Annotated in this window: 17 protein-coding genes, 1 pseudogene and 1 riboswitch; of the genes and pseudogenes, 8 read left to right on the top strand and 10 right to left on the bottom strand. The window is 43.2% G+C overall.

What is annotated here, in order from left to right; all coding sequences use genetic code 11:
- Positions 1 to 2: 2 nt before the first annotated feature.
- Entirely contained in the window at positions 3 to 4,565 is a 4,563-nt protein-coding gene (gltB, locus tag MTN95_RS00090) for a glutamate synthase large subunit (protein ID WP_248336522.1), read from the bottom strand.
- A 146-nt stretch (positions 4,566 to 4,711) separates the two neighbouring features.
- On the opposite strand from gltB, the gene gltC reads away from it, so the two are divergent.
- A complete protein-coding gene (gene gltC, locus MTN95_RS00085) occupies positions 4,712 to 5,614 on the top strand; it encodes a glutamate biosynthesis transcriptional regulator GltC (RefSeq protein ID WP_024121635.1) in 903 nt (300 codons plus the stop codon).
- A gap of 59 nt (positions 5,615 to 5,673) precedes the next feature.
- On the opposite strand, the gene proB is transcribed toward gltC, so the two are convergent.
- The 3 genes from proB to rtp all read right to left on the bottom strand — a co-directional run bounded on the left by proB (position 5,674) and on the right by rtp (position 8,198).
- Positions 5,674 to 6,789, bottom strand: coding sequence for a glutamate 5-kinase (proB, locus tag MTN95_RS00080; protein WP_105992003.1), 1,116 nt, complete (start codon positions 6,787 to 6,789; stop codon positions 5,674 to 5,676).
- 15 nt (positions 6,790 to 6,804) lie between these two features.
- Positions 6,805 to 7,683, bottom strand: a complete 879-nt coding sequence (gene proC / locus MTN95_RS00075) for a pyrroline-5-carboxylate reductase (RefSeq protein ID WP_105992034.1) — start codon at positions 7,681 to 7,683, stop codon at positions 6,805 to 6,807.
- A 146-nt stretch (positions 7,684 to 7,829) separates the two neighbouring features.
- Entirely contained in the window at positions 7,830 to 8,198 is a 369-nt protein-coding gene (rtp, locus tag MTN95_RS00070) for a replication termination protein (RefSeq protein WP_010334473.1), read from the bottom strand.
- A gap of 304 nt (positions 8,199 to 8,502) precedes the next feature.
- Between rtp and MTN95_RS00065 the strand changes: the two genes are divergently transcribed.
- On the top strand, positions 8,503 to 9,720 hold the full coding sequence (locus tag MTN95_RS00065; RefSeq protein ID WP_105992004.1) for a cytochrome P450: 1,218 nt from the start codon (positions 8,503 to 8,505) through the stop codon (positions 9,718 to 9,720).
- Positions 9,721 to 9,750: 30 nt separating this feature from the next.
- Here the strand turns inward: MTN95_RS00065 and MTN95_RS00060 are convergent, their stop codons facing one another.
- Positions 9,751 to 10,467, bottom strand: a complete 717-nt coding sequence (locus MTN95_RS00060) for a 3-ketoacyl-ACP reductase (RefSeq protein ID WP_105992035.1) — start codon at positions 10,465 to 10,467, stop codon at positions 9,751 to 9,753.
- Positions 10,468 to 10,616: 149 nt separating this feature from the next.
- Here MTN95_RS00060 and MTN95_RS00055 point away from each other — a divergent pair, with 149 nt between their 5' ends.
- The 3 genes and pseudogenes from MTN95_RS00055 to MTN95_RS00045 all read left to right on the top strand — a co-directional run bounded on the left by MTN95_RS00055 (position 10,617) and on the right by MTN95_RS00045 (position 12,341).
- Positions 10,617 to 10,922, top strand: a complete 306-nt coding sequence (locus MTN95_RS00055) for a DUF948 domain-containing protein (protein WP_248336521.1) — start codon at positions 10,617 to 10,619, stop codon at positions 10,920 to 10,922.
- Positions 10,923 to 10,990: 68 nt separating this feature from the next.
- Positions 10,991 to 11,770: pseudogene (locus MTN95_RS00050) on the top strand (hypothetical protein).
- 43 nt (positions 11,771 to 11,813) lie between these two features.
- The gene (locus MTN95_RS00045; RefSeq protein WP_248336520.1) at positions 11,814 to 12,341 is read left to right on the top strand and encodes a GNAT family N-acetyltransferase; all 528 of its coding nucleotides are present in this window, start codon (positions 11,814 to 11,816) and stop codon (positions 12,339 to 12,341) included.
- 381 nt (positions 12,342 to 12,722) lie between these two features.
- Here the strand turns inward: MTN95_RS00045 and MTN95_RS00040 are convergent, their stop codons facing one another.
- From MTN95_RS00040 to MTN95_RS00030, 3 genes are all read right to left on the bottom strand, one after another.
- Positions 12,723 to 13,967 carry an MFS transporter gene (locus tag MTN95_RS00040; RefSeq protein WP_105955716.1) on the bottom strand — a complete coding sequence of 415 codons (1,245 nt, stop codon included), beginning with the start codon at positions 13,965 to 13,967 and terminating at the stop codon, positions 12,723 to 12,725.
- A gap of 94 nt (positions 13,968 to 14,061) precedes the next feature.
- Positions 14,062 to 15,540 (bottom strand): FGGY-family carbohydrate kinase, encoded by a 1,479-nt coding sequence (locus MTN95_RS00035; protein ID WP_248336519.1) that lies wholly within the window; start codon positions 15,538 to 15,540, stop codon positions 14,062 to 14,064.
- Positions 15,541 to 15,556: 16 nt separating this feature from the next.
- Positions 15,557 to 16,579: a 2-hydroxyacid dehydrogenase gene (locus tag MTN95_RS00030; RefSeq protein ID WP_248336518.1), complete on the bottom strand. Its 1,023-nt coding sequence runs from the start codon at positions 16,577 to 16,579 to the stop codon at positions 15,557 to 15,559.
- A 97-nt stretch (positions 16,580 to 16,676) separates the two neighbouring features.
- Positions 16,677 to 16,768, bottom strand: a riboswitch (SAM riboswitch).
- Between the two features lie 147 nt (positions 16,769 to 16,915).
- On the opposite strand from MTN95_RS00030, the gene MTN95_RS00025 reads away from it, so the two are divergent.
- Both MTN95_RS00025 and MTN95_RS00020 read left to right on the top strand, forming a co-directional pair.
- The gene (locus MTN95_RS00025) at positions 16,916 to 18,958 is read left to right on the top strand and encodes a molybdopterin oxidoreductase family protein (RefSeq protein ID WP_248336516.1); all 2,043 of its coding nucleotides are present in this window, start codon (positions 16,916 to 16,918) and stop codon (positions 18,956 to 18,958) included.
- A 111-nt stretch (positions 18,959 to 19,069) separates the two neighbouring features.
- Complete coding sequence (locus MTN95_RS00020) at positions 19,070 to 19,366, top strand: hypothetical protein (protein ID WP_069487381.1); 297 nt, start codon at positions 19,070 to 19,072, stop codon at positions 19,364 to 19,366.
- A gap of 153 nt (positions 19,367 to 19,519) precedes the next feature.
- On the opposite strand, the gene exlX is transcribed toward MTN95_RS00020, so the two are convergent.
- On the bottom strand, positions 19,520 to 20,218 hold the full coding sequence (exlX, locus tag MTN95_RS00015; protein ID WP_248336514.1) for an expansin ExlX: 699 nt from the start codon (positions 20,216 to 20,218) through the stop codon (positions 19,520 to 19,522).
- Positions 20,219 to 20,485: 267 nt separating this feature from the next.
- Complete coding sequence (locus MTN95_RS00010; protein WP_105992036.1) at positions 20,486 to 21,163, bottom strand: YoaK family protein; 678 nt, start codon at positions 21,161 to 21,163, stop codon at positions 20,486 to 20,488.
- A gap of 195 nt (positions 21,164 to 21,358) precedes the next feature.
- On the opposite strand from MTN95_RS00010, the gene MTN95_RS00005 reads away from it, so the two are divergent.
- Positions 21,359 to 22,369 (top strand): polysaccharide lyase family 1 protein, encoded by a 1,011-nt coding sequence (locus MTN95_RS00005; RefSeq protein WP_369810953.1) that lies wholly within the window; start codon positions 21,359 to 21,361, stop codon positions 22,367 to 22,369.
- Positions 22,370 to 22,703 lie beyond the last annotated feature (334 nt).

Genomic DNA, 22,703 nt, shown 5'->3' with positions numbered 1-22,703 from the left:
CCTTACTGTACTACCGCTTGTTTTTGTCCCGCCGGCGCTTTTTTCTGCTTTGGTTTCGTATTGGCTTCAAACGCGTACATGACGGCTTCTTCCTCAGATAAGCCCGCAGCTTTTTGCTCTTCGATGCTCGCAAGCATTTGTTTATAGTTTTTCGGAATCACTTTAATGAATGTTTTCACGCTGTCTTCCCACTGTTCAAGCAGGTCTGCTGCTTTTTGGCTGTTTGTATATGCAGCATGCTTTTCAAGCATTGCTTTAACTTGTTGAATTTCTTTTTCATCTTCTAATGACTCAAACAAAATCATTTCAAGGTTGCATTTGCGTTTAAATGCTTTTACATCTTCGGCCAATACATACGCGATTCCGCCGGACATACCAGCCGCGAAGTTTTTGCCGACATCACCCAGTACGACAACACTTCCGCCTGTCATGTATTCACAGCCGTGATCACCGATGCCTTCAACAACAACATTCACACCGCTGTTCCGAACGGCAAAGCGTTCACCTGCACGGCCGTTAATATATGCTTCTCCGCTCGTCGCGCCATAGAATGCTACGTTGCCGATAATTACATTATCATGTGATTCGGAGTTGAATCCTTCCGGTGATTTGACGATGATTTTTCCGCCAGACAGACCTTTTCCGACGTAGTCATTTGAATCTCCGTCTAAATAAAGCGTCATGCCTTTTGGAACGAACGCTCCAAAGCTTTGGCCGGCTGATCCTGTGAATTGCAGCTTAATCGTATCTTCCGGAAGTCCTTCTTCACCGTAACGTTTCGAAATTTCACTGCCTGTTACAGTACCTGCTACACGGTTTGTATTATTGATTTCGACTGAAATATCAGCTTCTTTTCCCGATTCGATGGCAACTTTTACAGCAGGAAGAATCGTTGTGATATCGAGCGATTGATCAATTTTATGGTTTTGCGGCGTTTGGAATGTCCGTACGCCTTCCGGCTGATAAAGAAGTGTGGACAAATCAAGCTGGCTCGCTTTCCAATGCGCCTTTGCCCGCTCACTCACGTTAAGTGCGTCAGTGCGGCCGATCATTTCATCGAACGTTTTAAAACCTAATGCAGCCATGTATTCACGGACTTCTTCAGCAATAAACAACATGTAGTTCACAATATGATCAGGATCTCCCATGAACTTTTTGCGAAGTTCAGGATTTTGAGTCGCTACCCCGACAGGACATGTATCCAAATGGCAGGCGCGCATCATAACACAGCCGAGAACAACTAACGGAGCAGTTGCGAAACCGAATTCTTCGGCGCCGAGCAATGCGGCCATGACGACGTCGCGGCCTGTCATAAGCTTTCCGTCTGTTTCTAATACAACACGATCACGGAGTCCGTTCAGCATTAAGGTTTGGTGCGCTTCTGCAAGGCCAAGCTCCCACGGAAGCCCTGTATGTTTAATGCTTGTTTTGGGTGAAGCACCTGTACCTCCGTCGTAACCGCTGATAACGATGACATCTGCAGTTGCTTTAGCAACACCTGCAGCGATCGTTCCGACACCAGCTTTTGAGACCAGCTTCACGCTGATTCTTGCATCACGGTTCGCATTTTTTAAATCGTGAATCAGCTGGGCTAAATCCTCGATTGAATAAATGTCATGGTGCGGAGGCGGTGAAATCAATCCGACCCCAGGTGTTGATCCGCGGACATCGGCAACCCAAGGATACACTTTATTGCCTGGCAGCTGTCCGCCTTCTCCCGGTTTTGCGCCTTGCGCCATTTTAATCTGCAGCTCATCGGCGTTGACTAAGTAATGGCTTTTTACACCGAATCGTCCGGATGCAATTTGTTTGATCGCGCTTCTTCTGTCATCGCCGTTTTCATCAGGCACAAAGCGTTTTGGATCTTCTCCGCCTTCACCGCTGTTGCTTTTTCCGCCCAAGCGGTTCATCGCAATCGCTAATGCTTCGTGTGCTTCCTTGCTTAATGATCCAAATGACATCGCACCTGTTTTAAAACGTTTGACAATCGATTCAGCAGATTCTACTTCCTCCACTTTTAGAGGCTTGCGGTTTTCGTCAAATGAGAACAAGTTTCGCAGGAATCCGATTCGTTCTTCATCTGCCGCTTTCGTATATTGTTTAAACAGATTGTAATCATTTCTGCGGCACGCCCATTGCAAGGTATGAATCGTTTTCGGGTTAAATGCGTGATGCTCCCCGCCGTTTCTCCATTGGAAGTCACTTCCCGGTTCGAGCGTTTTGCTGTAGTCATCTTTATACGCTTCCTGGTGGCGGCGCTGCGCCTCTGCCGCAATGGTATTTAAGTCAATGCCGCCGAGCTGTGATGCTGTTCCCGTAAAATAACGGTCAATCACGTCACGGCTGATTCCTACCGCTTCAAAGATTTGGGCGCCCCTGTAGCTCTGTACAGTAGAAATCCCCATCTTCGACATCACTTTTACGACACCTTCGGTAATGCTTTTTCCATACTTGCTGACTGCTTCTTCATAGCTGATATCCAAGCGGCCTTCGTCAATTTCCTGTTTATAGGTCGCATATGCTAGATAAGGATTGACAGCATCGGCTCCATAGCCGATTAGAGCTGCAAAGTGATGAACTTCACGTGCTTCTCCCGATTCAACGATAATGCTGACTTTCGTGCGCAATCCTTTTCGGATTAAATGCTGGTGCAGTGCGCTGACTGCTAACAGCGGCGGAATTGGCGTTAACTGCTCATTCATTGCTCTATCGGACAAAATCAAAAGACTGACGCCTTGGCTGATTGCTTTCTCAGCTTGGGTGAACATGTCTTTTAACCCGCGTTCAAGATCTTCTGAAAACAGCACATTCATTTTTTGGCTTCTTAAATCAGGATGGACGATGGTTTTCAGCGCATAAAACTGCTCATTTGATAACACGGGTGTATACAGCTTGATTCGGCGGACGTTTCGTTCATTCGGATGAAGGAGGTCGCCTTCTGCTCCGAGCCAAGTCATTGTTGAAGTCACGAGCTGCTCGCGAATCGCGTCAATCGGCGGGTTGGTAACCTGTGCAAACAATTGCTTAAAATAGTTAAACAGCGATTGCGGGCGATCAGACAAAACAGCAAGCGGCGAATCGTTCCCCATTGAGCCGAGAGGATCTTTTCCTTCTACAATAACAGGAATTAAATATTTTTGAATATCCTCATATGTGTATCCAAACGCTTTCTGACGCGTAAGAAGATCCGCGAACTGCTCTTCCTCTCTTGTTTCCGGATCAGGATTCACTTGCACAAGCTCTTCCTCAAGCCATTTTTGGTACGGATATTCAGTTGCGATTTGTGTTTTTACTTCTTCATCAGAAATGATGCGGCCTTCTTCCAGGTCAATTAAAAGCATTTTTCCTGGTTCGAGGCGGTTTTTATATAAAACGTTTTCCTGTTCAACCTCAATAACGCCGACCTCAGATGAGAAAATAATATAATCATCCTTTGTCACATAATAACGGGCCGGACGTAAACCATTTCGGTCGAGTATTGCGCCGATTTGTTTTCCGTCAGTAAATGAAATGGCAGTCGGACCGTCCCAAGGCTCCATTAATGAGCTGTGATACTCATAAAACGCTCTTTTTTCTTTAGACATGTGCGTATTTTCTGTCCATGGCTCAGGAATCAGCATCATCGCCGTATGTGCCGGCTTGCGTCCCGCCATAACGAAAAACTCAAATGCGTTATCTAAAATGGAAGAGTCACTGCCGTCAGCATTCAGAATCGGAAGAATTTTATTGAGATCCTCACCAAAACTTTCAGATACAAATTGCTGTTCACGAGCTCTCATCCAGTTGATATTTCCTCGAAGGGTGTTAATCTCACCATTGTGAACCAAATAACGGTTTGGGTGAGCTCTTTCCCATGTAGGGAAGGTATTAGTGCTGAAGCGTGAATGAACTAGTGCAAAAGCGGATACGAATGCCTCATCTTGCAGATCGGAATAAAACGCATCAACCTGTTCAGGTGTTAAAAGGCCTTTATAAACAATAGTTTGGCTTGAAAGACTGGCAAAATAAAAATCTAGACCTTCCGTTACTCCCCAGTTTTCAGCCTGTTTACGAATGACATACAATTTTCGCTCAAAGCACAAATCATCCTTCAGGTCAGAACTTGCGCCAATGAATACTTGACGGACAAACGGACAGCTTTTTTGTGCTACTGTTCCGATTTTTCCGACATTTATAGGTACAGTTCTCCATCCAAGCACAACTTGGCCTTCCTGTTCAATCAGTGCATTGATTTGCTTTTCGATTTTTTTTCTTTCATCTTCCTTCTGCGAGAAAAAGACCATTCCTACCCCGTAACGTCCTTTTTCCGGCAGATTGATGTCTTTGCACTCTTTCTTAAAGAAAGCATCAGGGATTTGAACCAGTAAGCCGGCGCCGTCTCCCGTATCCGGATCACTGCCTTGACCTCCTCTGTGGTCGAGCTGGCAAAGCATCTGCAGCCCCTGTTTGACGATGTCATGTGTCGCCTTGCCTTTTAAGTGCGCATATAGGCCGATTCCGCATGCATCATGTTCAAATTCAGGACGGTAGAGACCTTGAGCTTTTGGCATTTGATTGTAAGTCATAATTCCTCTCCCCCGATCAGTTTCCGATAATACCGGTCATAAAATCTAACAACTCTAATATTATTGTAGGTTTTCAAAACGATATAAACAATATATAATTTAGATCAAAAGAATCTCAAAATGAGATAGATGGATGTGAGACTTACATGGAGCTGCGCCAACTGCGTTATTTTATGGAGGTTGCTGAACGGGAACACGTTTCAGAAGCCGCTGATTATCTGCATGTGGCCCAATCAGCAATCAGCAGACAAATTGCAAACCTTGAAGAAGAATTAAATGTTACTTTATTTGAGCGTGAAGGGAGAAATATCAAACTCACACCGATTGGAAAAGAATTTTTAATTCATGTCAAAACAGCGATGAAAGCCATCGATTATGCTAAAGAACAAATTGATGAGTACCTTGACCCGCATCGCGGAACCGTAAAAATCGGCTTTCCTACAAGCCTCGCCAGTCAGCTTCTGCCGACTGTCGTTTCGGCATTTAAAGAAGAATATCCGCACGTAGAGTTTTTGCTGCGCCAAGGCTCTTATAAGTTTCTGATTGAAGCTGTCAGAAACCGCGATATCGATTTAGCGTTATTAGGCCCGGTGCCGACGAATTTTCCAGACATAGCAGGAAATATTTTATTCACGGAAAAAATTTATGCGCTTGTACCTTTAAATCATCCGCTCGCCAAACAAAAAACGGTCCATTTAATCGATTTGCGCAACGATCAATTTGTGTTGTTTCCGGAAGGATTTGTGCTCAGAAAAATGGCGATTGACTCTTGCAAACAAGCCGGGTTTGCCCCTCTTGTCTCTACAGAGGGTGAGGATTTGGACGCTATCAAAGGATTGGTGTCCGCAGGTATGGGTGTCACCCTTCTGCCGGAGAGCACTTTTGCTGAAACGACACCCCGATTTACTGTGAAAATTCCAATTGAGTTTCCTCAAGTGAAACGGACTGTCGGGATTATTAAGCCGAAAAACAGAGAGCTTGCACCGTCAGCGCAGGATTTTTATGAGTTTGTCATTCAGTTTTTCTCGAAATTGGAACAGTATCAATAAAAAAGAACCCGAGCTTCTCTGGAGAAGTTCGGGTTTTTTGTTCCCGTGTATTTCTTCTATTAATATACAGGCAAAGATAAATCCACATGGCATACAAACGCTTCTGGATCAATCACCGCTTTGTTTTTCATGCCTTTATTTTTTTCGGGTGTCTCAAGCTGCGAGGAAGAATAATTGACGATCCCGAGGCCGATGTCTTCACCATGAGAATCAGTAAGGCGGACAACAGCACCGCTTTTAAATTTTCCTTTAATCTCCCTTACACCATCTGGGTATATACACGACTGACCGTCAGCTATTTGGCCGGAACAGTCATCTGATAAAACAATTTCACCTTCTGGTCCGGAATTAAAAGCGATCCACTGCTCTTTTTGATTCAACGGAAGCGTTCCCTCAGCTTCAAAATAGGTGCCTTCCGCCTCTCCATGAACAGCTTGATATAATATATCTGCAGCGTCCGCCTGGCCAAGAAATCCTTTTATGCCGGATGCCATCACAATTTTAAACGCATCCAGTTTGGACCGCATGCCTCCGGTGCCGACCTCGCTGTCTGTATCGCCTGCACACGCTTCAATTTCCGGTGTAATCTCACTGACTCGCTGCACCCTTTTCGCTTTTGGATTATTTCGCGGATTGCCGTCATATAAACCGTCGATATCCGATAAAATCACAAGCAAATCCGCATCGATTAATCCGGCGACTTTGGCCGCGAGTGTATCATTATCGCCAAACTTAAGCCGATTGACGGTCACTGTGTCATTTTCGTTAATTATCGGGATAATACCGCGTTCGAGCAGTACATTCATCGTGTTCCGAACATTATGATATCGATATTCATCAGAAAAGTCGCTTCTTGTAATTAAAATTTGGGAAGCCACATAACCGTGGGCCAAAAACAGCTTTGAATAAGCCTCCATCAGCAACCCTTGACCGATTGAAGCAGACGCTTGTTTTTCAGGCAGATTTTCTGGTCGCTGAAGAAATCCGAGCTTGCGATATCCTGCAGCTACTGCGCCGGAAGACACCAGGATGACTTCATATCCGGCGTCTTTTAGTTTGGCGACCTGGTCCACTAAAGCTTCCAGTTTGCGAATGCTGATTTCTCCATGAAGACTTGTCAATGAACTGCTGCCGATCTTCACGACAACTCTTTTCATTTCTGTTTCAGACGTCACTTTATCACTCCTGTTTTATAGCGGTGCCGCTGTTTTTTCGATATCATCGCTGATTTCCTTTGAACGCTTAGCCGCATGTTTAATGGCTTGAGAAATGGCTTCTCCTCCGCCGTTCTTCTTCAAGGCCTGCAATCCGGCAGCAGTCGTTCCATTTGGCGAGGTGATATTATCTCTCAGCACCTCAGGCTGTTCTCCTGTCTCCATCAGCATTTTTGCAGCACCCAAGAGTGTCTGTGCACCGATGCTTCGTGATAAATGTTTATCAAGGCCCGCTTCCTCGCCTGTCTTTTCGATGAATTCCATTAAATAATAAAAATACGCAGGGCCGCTGCCGGCAATTCCCGTGAAAATGTCCATTTGATTTTCCTGGATTGTATACACTTCACCCATACAGCCGAGCAAAGCCGCCGTCAGTTTTTCTAAATCATCTGTTACATGCCTGCCAAGTGCGATGGCAGTTGCAGAAGCGCCGATCATACTTGATGTGTTAGGCATTACTCTGACAACCGGCTGTTGATTATGCAATGATTGTTCAATATAAGAGGTGGTTATGCCGGCTAGCACCGACAAAATTAATTGATGGGGTTGGATGCGTGTTTTTAATGATGACAGAGCGCTTTCGGCATCTTTTGGCTTCATCGCCAAAATGAGCACATCCATGTCTTCAATACATAAGTGATCCGGCGCCACGCCTTTGATTCCATATTGAAGTTCAAGCTCAGCTAATCGCTCTGTATTGCTGCGGTTTGTAACGCAGATGTTTTGTTTTGGGATTTTATTGGCACGAACGATACCTGATATCATTCCTTCCGCCATAGATCCGGCTCCGATAAAAGCTACTTTTTTTTGATCAAAGATCGGTAACATCTCCTTTGTTCGCTTTTTTGTTCGTATTTTCACACGTTTAAAATGTTACCACGTGAGGAAATGATGTCAAGTTTGAAGGTCACTATTGATTTGTATTGTTTCATTTCGACAAATATGTATAATGAAAAACAGAAAACACCCGATACTCGTGACTATGCCGGGTGTTTTCTATGTTAAAAATTATCTGACAGTGCTTTTTCAATCAGTTTCTTGCAGCGATCCAGCTCTACTTTCAGCTGTTTTTTATACAGCTTGGCTGCCTCGTAATCTTTAAATTGATAGAGGACCACTTCTTGGAGCTTAGCCCCTTCTTTCTTTACTTTGATTTGTTTTAATATCCCATCATCAAGAAGCTCATGCAAAGACCGGTAAACTTCTGTATGGTTTGGTTTAAAACCAATCTCTTTAAATTCTGATCGAAGCACTTCCAGAAGCTTTAACCCGTAAAGTCTTTTCTGCTCAGTCATGGTAATCATATAAAGCTTCAAAAACGCGCGCTGCTTGACTAAAAATCCAGTGGAACTTCTTTTTTCTTCTTTCATCGGTCTGCACCCCTTCTCTGTAAACTGAGAACACCATGTACTAAATATTCAATTTTTTCCTGTTGTTCTCCTTCTTCTATTAATAACATGATAATCAAGTTATTTTGTGTTTGGTGTTTGTATGGCTGGAGGGAATAAAAAAAGATAAAATGAACATTTAGTACATAGTTTGTTTGGTTCATTATAACTTGTTTTCACTATGATCTTCAATTTAAAACTATTGTCCGGTTTACATTTTCTTCAATATATGTCCGTTGAATTGAAAAACAGCCTTTGATAACGTATCGATAAAGGAGATGATAAAATGACAAAGCAAACAGCGTGCCCTGCCAAAGAAGAACGTTACGCCAACTTGATTCCCATGAAAGAATTACAATTCGAAAAGGATCGTCTTTTCCCCTTCCCGATTTATGAAAAGCTTCGGAAATCGTCTCCTGTCCGCTATGACAAACAGCGTGATTGCTGGGATGTTTTTAAGTATGATGACGTTCAATTCGTCCTGAAAAATCCCAAACTTTTTTCATCCAAACGCGGCATACAGGCAGAAAGCATTTTAACAATGGACCCTCCGAAACATACCAAATTACGTGCACTCGTCAACAAATCGTTTACTCCAAAGGCAGTGAAACGAATCGAAACCCGCATAAAAGACGTTACAGCATTCCTCTTACAGGAGGCCCGGCAAAAAGACACAATCGATATGATAGATGATATAGCAGGCCCCCTTCCTGTTATTATCATTGCTGAAATGCTTGGAGCACCGATTGAAGACCGGCACATCATCAAAACATACTCCGACGTGCTCGTTGCCGGAGCGAAGGACAGTTCAGACAAATCTGTCGCTGACATGGTTCAAAAACGCCGGGACGGCCACGCTTTCTTAAGTAACTATTTTAGAGACATTCTATTAAAACGACGAGCCCAGCCAAAAGAAGATTTGATTACGATGCTTTTGCAGTCAGAAGTCGATGGAGAGTATCTAACAGAAGAGCAGCTGCTCGGTTTTTGCATTCTTCTTCTTGTCGCTGGAAACGAAACGACTACTAATTTGATCGCGAATGCTGTTCGCTATATCACGGAAGACACAGCCATGCAACAACAGATAAGACAGAATACAGACTATGTGCCTAATATAATAGAAGAAACGCTACGCTATTATCCGCCTGTTCAAGCCATCGGACGAGTTGCAGCAGAAGATACAGCGCTTGGCGGAGCATTTATAAAGAAAGGATCTTCCGTTATCAGCTGGGTCGCGTCAGCCAATCGGGATGAAGCTAAATTTTCTGAACCTGATCGTTTTATCATTAACCGTCCCTCCTATCCCCATCTCAGCTTTGGGTTCGGAATTCACTTTTGCCTCGGCGCACCATTGGCCAGGCTCGAAGCAAAAATCGCTCTTTCCTCCCTCTTGTCTATGTCAGCTTATATTAAAAAAGCTGATGATGAACAGAAACTCGAAGCGGTACCAAGTCCTTTCGTGTTTGGTGTTAAACATTTACCTGTGCGGATTGAATTCAAATAAAAAAAGCCTGTCGCTAGACAGACTTTCGTTTTACGGATTTGTTGACCACAATCCTGCAGATTTAATGAAAATACGCGGATCTAATTTCAATTGAGCCACCATATATTCAGCCAGATCCTCAGGCTGCATAACCTTTTCAGGATTGCCGTCTGTCAGGTTCAGTTCAATCGACATATCACTTGCGACAGTGCTCGGCGTTAACGCGCTGACTCTGATATTATGCTTTCTCACTTCTTGCATGAGAGATTCCGTTAACCCAAGAACAGCAAATTTGGATGCGCTGTAAGCGCTTGTGACAGCTGCTCCTCTTTGGCCGGCTGTAGAAGAAATATTAATAATGTCACCAGCTTTGCGTTCAATCATTTCAGGAAGCACCGCACAAGTAACATGGTATACACCCATTAGGTTCACTTGAATGATATTTTCCCACTCATCAGCGGATAGTTCTAAGAATCCGCCAAATTTGCTGATTCCCGCATTGTTAATGAGAATATCAATCTCGCCAAGCTCCTCTTTAATAGAAGCCACAGCTTGATCAACATGCGCCGCATCCTTTACATCCGCAGCGGCAAACGCAGCTTTCACACCAAGTGCTTTTACTTCTTCTGCGACTTTCTCAACATTGGCGGCAGTTCGTCCGATTAAACCGATATTTACGCCTTCTTTCGCAAGCGCAAGAGCTGTCGCGCGTCCAATCCCTCTGCCTCCGCCTGTGATAAGAGCAGTTTTATTTTGTAAACTTTGCAATTGAAGCACCCTTTCTTTGTTTACATATGTACGATAACACATTATAAGCACAAGAAAACCAATACGCAAATGATATGAACTGCGCAACTATCATTTCACCTGCTTAAAATAGGCGAAATAGGGTATGACATTAGAAAAGGGGTGAACATATGGTTATCGTTTATATCAGTATCGCAGTAATAGCCATTTCAATCATTTACTTAGGGATAAATGCGATTCAAAACAAGAAGAAAATAGATCCCGCCATGAAGGAACTCACTGCAGTTACGCAATCCATGCAAAAACAAGTTGAAATGGTAAAAACGGAAGCACAGCAGCTGTCTCAAAAACAAAAAATGATTCAGTACGATGTTGAAATGAAAAAAACCGCGTTGCAGCAGACTGCTGCTGAAGTGAAAGAAGCCCCTCAAGCAGTTAAAGAGATGTGGCACGCAGGACATTTGAATAGAGGTTAAATATGGATGATATCCCGTTGTGACGTTTAAAATGGACAATGGGATATCATTTTTAGGGAGGTTCACCCATGATTGGAAACCGCAGCGGTTTAGCAGCATTTGCAGAGAAACTAAATACTCTTCCAGTATCAAGACCGCTTTCGAAAACGGATTTGCTTACTTCCCCATTTCGCATACACCAAGAAAACGCGCTTGAAATGTACTATTCACCTCATAATGAATATATCAATCAAGATGCTTCGATTGTGATTACAGGCATAACGCCTGGTTTTTCACAGATGAAAACAGCTTATGAAACAGCCGTAGAAAGCTTGCACAAAGGCCGATCTCTAGAACAGATCGCTTTAGACACCAAAAAAGCGGCAGGACTTTCTGGAACTATGAGAGATAACCTGATTACGATGCTGGATCAATGCGGGCTGCCGCAGGTTTTAGGCATTCAAAGCGCCGCACAGCTTTTCGGCGACTTGCGCCATATGCTTCACACCACTTCTGTTATCAAATACCCTGTTTTCATTCAGCAGAAAAACTATACAGGACATCGTCCGGCTATCCCCCGCTCATCTATGCTAAGCACTTATGCATATAAGCATTTTCCCGCTGAACTTGAAAAGCTATCGGGCCCTGCTCTTCTTATCCCGCTAGGCAAAGCAGCCGAAACAGTCTGTGAAACACTGATCAGGGAAAACAGCACATGGCGGCTGACCTGCCTACACGGCTTCCCTCACCCATCGGGCGCGAACGGCCATCGAATGAAACAATTAAAAAAAAAACAAAGAGGAATTAGAAAAACAAATCCGCTCCTTTGCTTCATCAAATTCGATTTCGTTATAGAAAAGAGGAAATAAAAGGGATATGATAAACCTACATACATCATAAGGGAGGGATTGGGTGTTTCCTGTATTAGAAACCGGCAGGCTTATTCTAAGAGAGATGACAGAGAAAGATGCGGAAGCCATTTTTACTTGTTTTTCAAACCATGACGTCACACGCTACTACGGACTTGATCCCTTTGAAAGTATAGATCAGGCAAAAACAATGATTCATCAGTTTGCCGACAATTATCAAGAAAAGCGGGGAATACGGTGGGGAATTGAAAGAAAAGACACCAAAGAACTCATCGGTACGATTGGCTTTCATGCTTTGGCCCCCAAGCATAAACGTGCAGAAATCGGTTATGAAATCAGCCCGGCGAATTGGCGAAACGGCTATGCGTCAGAGGCCATTTTAGAAATTTTGTCTTTCGGCTTTGATATCCTTGTACTAACGAGAATCGGTGCAGTTGTTTTTACGGAAAATGAAGCGTCAAATCGTTTGCTGTTAAAAATGGGATTTGAAAAAGAAGGCGTATTAAAACAATATATGTACCAAAGCGGTGTCCCTTATGATACAAATGTTTATTCCATTATAAAATCATGAAAATCAGAGAATGAGCAGAGGTTCTTGCTGCTCTTCTCTAAGTCTCTCGTCTGTTTCCACTCCGCAGGGTATATTGCAGAAACAAGATAAACTGAATGCTATCCAACGAATTTAGTTAGCGTGCCAGCAACTGGCTGCGCGCTCACACTTCCTGTCGCACACCGCTTTGCCCCAAACCCGCCACTCGATCATGTGCTTTTGAAACGTCATCCATGAGAGTTAAAAAGCGATTTAAATGCAGAAGCGATCACCCAAACTATTTTATTGGGCGGACTCCTAATGATGAAGTCCCGTCCAGAACAATTATTTGCGCGGCACTCTGTAACTGAAACCATTGCTGAAAAAAATCATGAAAAGCGCCCTGAAACAGGGCGCTTTTCATCAGGATGCATATTGAGGGGAAGTCTCTTTCTGTACTTCTTTTTCTTCAGGTATCTTAATACATTTCGTCATGACTGCACTCGCAAGATAAAGCACCGCAAAAATCCAGACAACGCCTTGTGCACCGACGAGTCCGATGAACATCCAAGCTAAAGCAGGTCCGACAAATGCCGATAAACCGGCTGCCAGGTTCAAAACGGACATGGCGGCTCCTTTGTCTTTTCCGGCAACTGTCGGCACGATCGCACCAATCGGCACGTAGCCTGCCAGCAAGCCGCCCCAGATAAAGCCGATGATGCTCACAACCGCTATATTCCCGCCTGAAAAAACAGGCGCATAGTATAATAAAACGGTGAAAATGCCGCAGCCGACACCTCCAAACCAAATGACGGTGTTTTTCCATCCGAATTTATCACCGACAATTCCAAAAATGAGGTTAAATACAATGTTGCCCAGAAAAATCGTTCCCCAAATCTGCAGCCACACATTAGTTGAAATGCCATGCTGAGCCATGTGCATCGGCAAAAACACAGGGAAACCATATGTGCCGATGCTGTTGATGATTCTAATCATTCCTCCTGTCAGCACCCGCGGATTGGTAACAAGAATGGTAACCCCTTTTAAAAGCTCCTCCGCCGTTTCTGATCTTTTTCTTTTCTTCTTTTCAAACCGGTCTTTATTAATAAACAACGCGAAGACTGCACCGAGGCATACCCAGAAAATAGAACTCCACAGCGTATTTAAATAACCAAACGTTTTAATTGCATAACTTGAATACCAAGCACCGAAAACAAACATGCCCAGACAATACGCAATCCAAAACCAGCCGACAGCTGTGCTGAGCCTGTTCTGCGGTGTTCTGTAGATGACCCATGTCAAGAAGGAATAAGCAAAAAGCGGGTATCCTAAGCCTTTAATAAAGTAAGTCACATACATGACAGGCAGATTTAGCTGTTCAAATCCGAAGACGATAAAAGCAGCTGTACCGATCACATAAAACAACAACCCCATAAACATCGTCCGCTTTGCGCCAAATGCTTCCAGACACACACCCGAAAACCATGAAGCGATGGCCAGTGAAATGCCGTATATACTAAAAATCGAAGCGGATTGCTGAACGGTGAGCCCATTTTCAATCAGAAAAGGACTGAGCCATCCTTGTTCAAGACCGTCTCCCATCATAAACAGCACAACCCCTAAAAACCCCCATGCCAGCCGCTTTGGTATACCAATTTTATCTAACATATCTGTATCCTCCTTAGATGCTTATCTCAATTACCGTATTACCTCATTAAAGTAAAAAAATATATAATTCCTCAATTGGCGGCAAAATTCAGCCTTATACTAATACCTTGTTTCCCGATGACGGCTCTAACCCTGAAAAGAAGCGTTGGACCTGCTTCCACTCCTCGTATAAAGTCATTTCTATCCGGCAATCCTGCGGTTCTATCACCTGAACACTTCCAGACATTTCTTCGGTCAATCTATAGGCCTCATTGCAAACCACCGCAGCACCAACGACTGATGCCTGACTGTACCCTTCTTTGACATAAATTTTTTTCTGAAGAAGATTGGCGATATATTGTGTAAATGCTCTGCTTTGGAATCCGCCTCCGCATCCCCACACATAGTCACGATCAAACGGAGTGATCTCTGTTAAAATGTCAAAGTTCCATTTGATTGAACATGCAATCTCCTGTAAGGCCGCACGTACAAAATGCGCTCTGCTTAAATGGGCTGAAAGCGGTATATCAAAGAGAAAGCCGCCTTTCGTCAGGGCGTTTTTTTCTGCCGATAAATACGAACCGAGGGAAGATACACATGCATGATCTTCCTTAGCAAGAGCAGCAATCTCTTCTTCCATCACATCGTACGGTTCATTCGGATAGAAAATACCCTTTAATTTTTGAAAATTCAGACCCGTTACCCCGGGATTTGTCTCCGCAAGCCACTGTCCTTGATCTGTGTGGCAGTTCAGCCAGGCTTTATTTTGTCTGTCCTCATGAATTTCACCAATAATTTTGGTAATCGGTGTTGTCGTACCTGATACAATGACTGCGTCTCCCAGAGCAGCACCAGTGCTTTTGACAGCAAGCTGTGTATCTCCCCCACCCGCTATAACCTTCGCATGAAGTGATAGTCCCAATTCTGCCGCATACCCATCTGTTATCGATCCAATGACTGTTCCCGCTCTTACTAGAGGCGGAAGAATAGATGGCGAGAAACCGAATATACCGCACATCTCTTCTGACCATGTATTTTGTTTTACATCAAACAGCAGCGTTTCCGTCGCCTGTGACGGTTCATATGTCAATACTCCGCTCAACTGATACGTCACCCAATCACTGATGCTTGTGAAGCTTGCAATTTTTTCCCATAAGGAGGGCTGCCGGTGCTTTAAACCATAAAGCTTGAGCGCTGAAAAAAGCGCAGTCGGCAGACGGCCTGTTCGGCTGTATACTTCTTCCCGATTCGGTATGTTTTCCTCCCACTCCCTGCCCCGATTGTCAATGTTGGGCAGACCGAGGAAAGACTCACCATTTTGATCAAGCAGCACGATCCCCTGTCTTTGACTTGTTGAAGTGAGACCAATAATTTCAATATGATGAGAACGAGAAATCGCACGTTTAGCCAGATTCATGATTTGATTCCACAGCGCCTGTGGAGAAAAATAACGGCTGTCCGGGTAAAGCGGCTCGGTCGTATATACAATGTCCTCCCGTTCAACCGTTTGAACGCTGCCCGACACACTTACGACCGCAACTCTTGCATTGCCAGTGCCAATGTCAAATACGAGATAACCTTTTTGTTTCGTCATCCTGATGCCCTCCTTTTTACACCTCTGCTTTAAGATCGTTTTTGTTATATAAAGTCGGAATATTGAGAGTTTTTTCACCCTTCCACTTTTTAAGCGCTTCGTTCAGAATGGTAACGTGATGATCCTCTACTTCAAATGTTGCTCCTGCTAAATGCGGTGTTGCCAGAACATTAGGCAATGAAATAAATTCATAATCCGATTGCTCTGGCGGCTCATGATAAAAAACGTCTAATATCGCACCCCTGATTTTACTTTCTTTCAGTACAGATAAAAGATCCTCTCGGTTTACCACGACAGCTCTTGATGTATTCACGAAAATGGCGCTCTCTTTCATCAAGTCAAAATACGGCCGATCAATGAGGCTAAGCGTATCATCTGTACGCGGCAGATGAACAGAAACGATATCACTATCTGAAAATACCTTCTCCAGAGATACTTTTTCATATTGCGGATAATCGTGCTGTACGTATGGATCGTAATACAAAACCTTGCAGTCAAACGCAGCCAGCAGTTTTGCAATTCTTTGCCCAACCGCTCCGAATCCGACCATACCCACGGTTTTTCCTGTTATTTCATTACCTTTGAATTTGGCATACGCCTGCAAATAATCGCTGTTCCATTTTCCATCCTTTAGCCATTGATTAGAGGTATTCGTATGCCGGAGAAATGAGATCACATTTCCAATAAACATTTCAGCAACAGCTTGTGCGTTGCGCCCAGGTGTATAGAAAACCGGAATGTCTCTGTTTGACGCTGCTGCCACATCAACATTGGAAGGCATTCCCCTGCATACTCCCACAAATGAAAGTTCCGGTATTGATGCAAACACGTTTTCTGTCACCTGATCAAGCTCAGTAATTAAACCCGTCGCATTTGATCCTTTTAATAGCTGAATCAATTCATCTTCCCTGTATGCCCGGCCGTTTTCTTTCCAAGACTGATAAACAACGGAACCGAACAATTCTTCAAGCTCTTTTCGTCCTTCTTCGTTGTACGGTGCTGTAATCAAAACCGTCATGATGCAAAACATCCTTTTCATCGTTATTTTTCACACAAAAAAATCTCTCTCCAAAGATGGAAAGAGATTCATGTATAGGCGCACTCTGCCACAGACAGAAGCCGGTATAAACCTTACTTTCCTATCTTTCAAGCTGACGCTTGCTGGAATTGGCACAATAATGTTGCCGAGGTTTCATAGGGCCAGTCCCTCCACCTCTCTTGATAGAAAATGTTTTGTATGTAATTTTCAGTATTGAGAATACGTTAATCATAAAGAAGACCCAGATTGATGTCAATGTCTTTTTTCAGAATTGACGTTATCATTCGAAATGTTATAATTCTTACAATATATCTAACTAGGGAGAGGAACTGGGCTATGAAATCGTTCGCCACTCAACAAAACGGCATTTTTAAATCCGTTTGCTCACTGGACTGCCCGGACCAGTGCGGATTGCTGGTACATAAAAAAGACGGGAAAATTGTGAAAGTGCAGGGTGATCCTGATCACCCCGTGACAGCCGGAAATATATGCAACAAAGTACGAAATATGGCTGAGCGCATCTATGATGAAAAGCGGCTGACGACTCCGCTGAAACGAACAGGTGTGAAGGGCGAGGCAGAGTTTAAACCAATTTCTTGGGAAGAAGCGATTGACACCATCACATCCCGCTGGAAACAGCTGATTGATGAAGAAGGAGCTGAAAGCATACTGCCTTACAGCTTTTACGGCAATATGGGAAAATTAACGGCTGAAGGAATGGACCGCCGCTTTTTTTACCGCTTGGGCTCAAGCCAGCTTGAGCGGACGATTTGCAGCAAAGCCGGATCAGAGGGCTATAAATATACCATGGGTGTGAGTGCTGGAATCGATCCTGAAGAAACGATCCATACGAAACTGTTTATCTTTTGGGGAATTAACGCAGTCAGCACAAATATGCATCAAATTACAATCGCCCAAAAAGCACGGAAAAAAGGCGCAAAAATTATTGTGATTGATGTGCATAAAAATCAGACAGGGCGTCTCGCAGACTGGTTTATTCCTATAAAACCCGGTACCGACAGCGCGCTTGCCCTCGGCATCATGCACATTTTATTTAAAGAAAATCTTCACGATGAAGCGTTTCTTTCAAAGTATACAGTCGGCTATGAAGAACTGCGCGAGCATGCGAAACAGTACCATCCAGAAAAGGTATCCCTGATCACTGGTATCAGTACCGACGATATCTATCAGCTGGCAAAAATGTATGGTGAAACCTCCCCTTCCTTTATCAGAATCGGAAACGGCCTTCAGCATCATGACAATGGCGGAATGATTGTAAGAACGATTGCCTGTCTACCGGCGATTACCGGTCAATGGATGCATACAGGAGGCGGTGCCATCAAACATAACAGTGGAATTTTAGAATATAACACCACCGCGCTTCAGCGTCCTGATTTACTGAAAGGCCGCACACCGAGATCGTTTAATATGAACCAGCTGGGCAGAGTTCTTCTGGAAACAGCCCCTCCTGTTCGCTCCCTCTTTATTTATGGGACGAATCCAGCCGTTGTGGCGCCAGAAGCAAAGAAAGTCAGACAAGGCCTCCTGCGGGATGACTTGTTCACCGTGGTTCATGATTTGTTTTTAACAGAAACGGCCAAATATGCGGACATTGTACTGCCCGCTGCATCTGCTTTTGAAAATACTGATTTTTACACCTCATACTGGCATCATTACATTCAGCTGCAGCAGCCAGTTATTGAGAAATACGGAGAAAGTAAGTCTAATACTGAGGTATTCCGGTTATTGGCTGAGGCAATGGGATTCACGGATCAGGAGCTCAAAGATTCAGATGAAGACTTAATCCGCCAGGCGCTTCACCACCCCGATAATCCTTATTTAGCAGAGATTAGTTATGAATCACTTACTGAACGTTCGTTTATGAAGGCGAAGCGTGAAAAGCCGCTGTTTCCAGGTAAATTGCCGACACCGAGCGGAAAAATAGAATTATATTCAGAAAAAATGAAACAAGCCGGTTTCCCGCCGTTACCGACACATACGCCGCTTGCGCCTGATCATGAATTCCCGTTTATGTATGTTCCGGGACCGAATCATAATTTCTTAAACTCAACGTTTTCCAATAATGCAAAGCACGTCAAACTTGAAAAGACACCGAAACTCTTTATCAACACGATAGATGCCGAAAAACACGGCCTCACTGATGGTGAAGCCGTACGGATTTGGAACAGCCGAGGTGAGTGTGAATTAACCGCCGCAGTCGGAGAACAAGTGCTGCCCGGTGTTGTCGTCAGTCAAGGGTTATGGGCAGATGAACCAGGCAAAAATCAGCTTGTTAACGCCCTGACCCCCGACCGCTTGTCTGATATGGGCGGAGGCGCCACTTTTTTCTCAGGCCGAGTGCAGATTGAAAAAGCATAGAAACCGTCCAGAGCTTGCTATGGCGGTTTTTTGTGTGCACAGTCAACAAAAATGAAACCAATGGTATAGATTGACCGTATAACATGACGATTACATAATGGAGGCATACACATGGACGTTTTTTTAGGAATCGGTATTGCATTGGCTGGATATTTTATCGGAGAAGGATTAAAGCATATTAACAACCCAAAAGCTAACGAAAAAAATGACATTATGCTGATTAAAGAACGAGATATTTACTTTTATATCGGGCATTTTTTAGGAATAACCCAAGCGGAGGCGAAACTCTTAGCAAAGGATCTCACAGACCTCCCTCATATCGAAATAAACGGAAAAAGATATGTGCAAAAACATATCTTAAGAGAATGGGTATTAACATTAGGAGAGAAACAACAAGCGAAAGATTAATGCGAATTTTTCAATAAGACGAGCTTTGAAATGTTCCTCTACCGTTGCTGTGCCAACTTGCATAAGTAAGTCATAACATTCTTTATTTCATAATCATTTGCACGTATAAAAAAGCGGCGGAAAATTTAGATCTTCCGCCGTTTTTCAAAGGTTTTATTCAGGAAACTGAACATGCCCGGGAACTGTGTACGCCCCAGATGTTCCGTTTGCAGGAAGCTTTGGAATCGTGTCTTTTACAACTTTTCCTCGAATGTCAGTGATTCTGACTTTAAGAGAGTCCGTTCCTAAATTGGTGCTGAGGAAATGATTATAGTCCGTTTTCTCCATGTTGATCCACTTTCCGTCTTTGAAGTATTCCATTTTCATAACGGGATACTTGTGATTTCTAACTTGGATTGCCGCCCACCACTGGCTGCTGCCTTCTTTAATCCGGTATGTGAAATTTCCAGTGATTGGCGCTTTGATCACGCGCCATTTGATCTTGATTTTTCCATCTTTCATAGCACCGATTTTGCTGAAGGCATTGGGTGAAAGATCAAGGGCCCCTGGGGCACCCTCAGGATATAGATCGGTAACATAGACGATCGTCTTCCCCTTTGGCCCTTCCACTTCAAGATAAGAGCCGGCAAGAGCTGCTTTCACACCGCCGTAATTAAGATCCTTTGGGTTAATTGCCGTAATTTCCATGTCAGATGGGATGGGGTCAAGAAGGAATGCCCCTCCTGAATAGCCTGATCCGGTATAGGTTGCATAGCCTTCGTGCAAATCGTTATAGGCTGCCGAAGCCTGCGGGCAAAAACAAAGAATCATCAACATAACCACGCTAATAATAGCACTGATCTTCTTTTTCATAGACTTCCTCCTAATCCAAATTTCGAATGAGAATCATTATCATTGTAATACTCATTCGATATGGATTGAAAGAGGACATAGATTCATAGATTGATTTATGTCTAATTCACTATTCTATATCTATCAAAGGGTGCATTTTATAAGCAATACTTATGTTCAGATGCACATATGAGCCAAAATTCTTGTTTCATTAATATGGGTAGCTATAGTGGGGATCTGAAGCTCAAAAAATCCCCATCCCCGCTTGAAATCGCAAGCGGGAGAATTTCACTTTACTTTTTGCAACTTGGCCAGAGCAGTAAGTATAATACCTAAAATGAGCACAATCGGAACCCAAATAATGATGTAATGAAAATGCGGTTCTGCAAAAGCTACAATAATAGCCCCCACACAATATAATATGATGGCCAGTGCCCTTAACACAGCATCTCTCATGAATGTTTTATTCTGTTTAGAGAAAAACAACCGGCCGGAAAGATCCTCTAAAAGAGAAGCCAATGTTCCGGTCAAAACAGTTGAAGAAATGCCTGCAATCCCTAGTTGTTTAGCTGCTATTGTTTGTATCCCCATGGCAATACTCAAAAGGATAATAAGGATGTACACGGGAACGAAAGCAGGAGATATTGAAAGACAAGCAAAAACAAATAAAATGAATGCTTCAATTGCCAGAGCTTTTGTTACAGCGGATGGCCAAAATGTTTTCTCTGCCTTTCCAACAATGATTGTTGAAATAATCACCCCCAATATGAAGCCGATTAGCGCAGTCAGAGAATGAAAAACAGTGACCTGAAGAGATTTTCCGATCGCTAATCCCAATAAAACGATATTTCCGGTCATATTAGCAGTGAAGACGTGTCCTAGGCTTAGATAGCCGATCACATCCACTATTCCCGCTGTTAAACAAAGGAGTGAAAGCAAGGTGTTTCGATATGCTGAAGCAGTCAATGGTGTATCAATCCTTTCGTGTTGTTCCAATTGTAACTCTTTTATTTGCATCAAAAAATATATAAAATCCCGGTTTTGATCAGGAATATAGACTCTATTCTTACTTTTGTCCAACTGTAATAATAATCCATATGAATTTATTTAAATTTGAAAGGAAGCTGAGTGGCTTTGAAACGATTTTCTTTATTATTTGCCATGTTAAGTTTATTATTGCTTCTCTTGCCTGAAAAAGCTTTAGGCGCCGTCGATTTTCCAAATACCTCGACGAATGGCATTTTAGGATTTGCCGGAAATGCAAAAAATGAAAAAGGAGTGTCTAAAGCCAGCACAACCGGCGGAAAAAACGGCCAGATCGTTTATATCCAAAGTCTAAATGATTTAAAAACCCATCTGAGCGGATCAACACCTAAAATTTTAGTGCTTCAAAATGATTTAATCGCTTCTTCAAAAACAACGGTAACGATTGGTTCAAATAAAACACTTGTAGGTTCTTACGCTAAAAAAACGCTGAAAAATATTTATTTAACAACATCTTCTTCATCCGGAAACGTCATCTTTCAAAATCTGACCTTTGAACACAGCCCGCAGATTAATGGAAATAACGATATACAGCTTTATCTAGATTCAGGCTTCAACTATTGGATCGACCATGTTACATTTTCAGGACACAGCTATAATGCTGGCGGAAGTGACCTGGACAAGCTGTTGTATATCGGTAAATCAGCTGATTATATCACCATCAGCAACTCAAAATTCGCAAATCATAAGTACGGTTTAATTTTAGGATACCCTGATGATTCCCAGCACCAATATGACGGCTATCCGCACATGACCATCGCCAACAACTATTTTGAGAATTTGTATGTAAGAGGCCCGGGGCTGATGAGATATGGCTATTTTCATGTCAAAAACAATTACAGCAACAATTTTAACCAAGCAATTACCATCGCGACAAAAGCAAAAATATACTCTGAATACAATTATTTTGGAAAAGGCAGCGAAAAAGGCGGAATCCTTGATGACAAGGGCACCGGATACTTTAAGGATACAGGAAGCTATCCATCCTTGAACAGGCAATCCTCTCCGTTGACAACGTGGAATCCAGGCTCCAATTACAGCTACCGGGTTCAAACTCCGCAGTACACAAAAGAATTTGTTACAAAATATGCCGGATCACAAAGTACAACATTGGTTTTTGGCTACTGACACAAAGAGGGCTTGCATAACGCCAAGCCTCTCTTTATGGCTATGTATTGTTCGTCTGGCTTGTGTCTAAACTTGCTTGTCAAACATATCATTCCTGCACAAGATGAACATGCTTATGGACCAAAAATTTTTTTGCCAAAATGTTCACTCCATTTTCATTGAATGAACACACGGACCTCTGAATTGCTTTTCTTATTATACAACTAGGTCATTATGGTTTCATCTCAAGCAAAAAGAATCCATTTCTAAAATGGATTCTCAGCTTGTAGAGAAAACGATGTTTTTTCTACAAGCTTTTTTTGTTTCTTTAGATGCTTATTGTATTTTAGATACA

The sequence above is a fragment of the Bacillus sp. 2CMS4F genome (assembly GCF_023161785.1).
Taxonomy (GTDB): domain Bacteria; phylum Bacillota; class Bacilli; order Bacillales; family Bacillaceae; genus Bacillus; species Bacillus halotolerans.
Note: the sequence above shows the minus strand (reverse complement) of the source record. Positions and strands in the feature narration are given on the sequence as shown.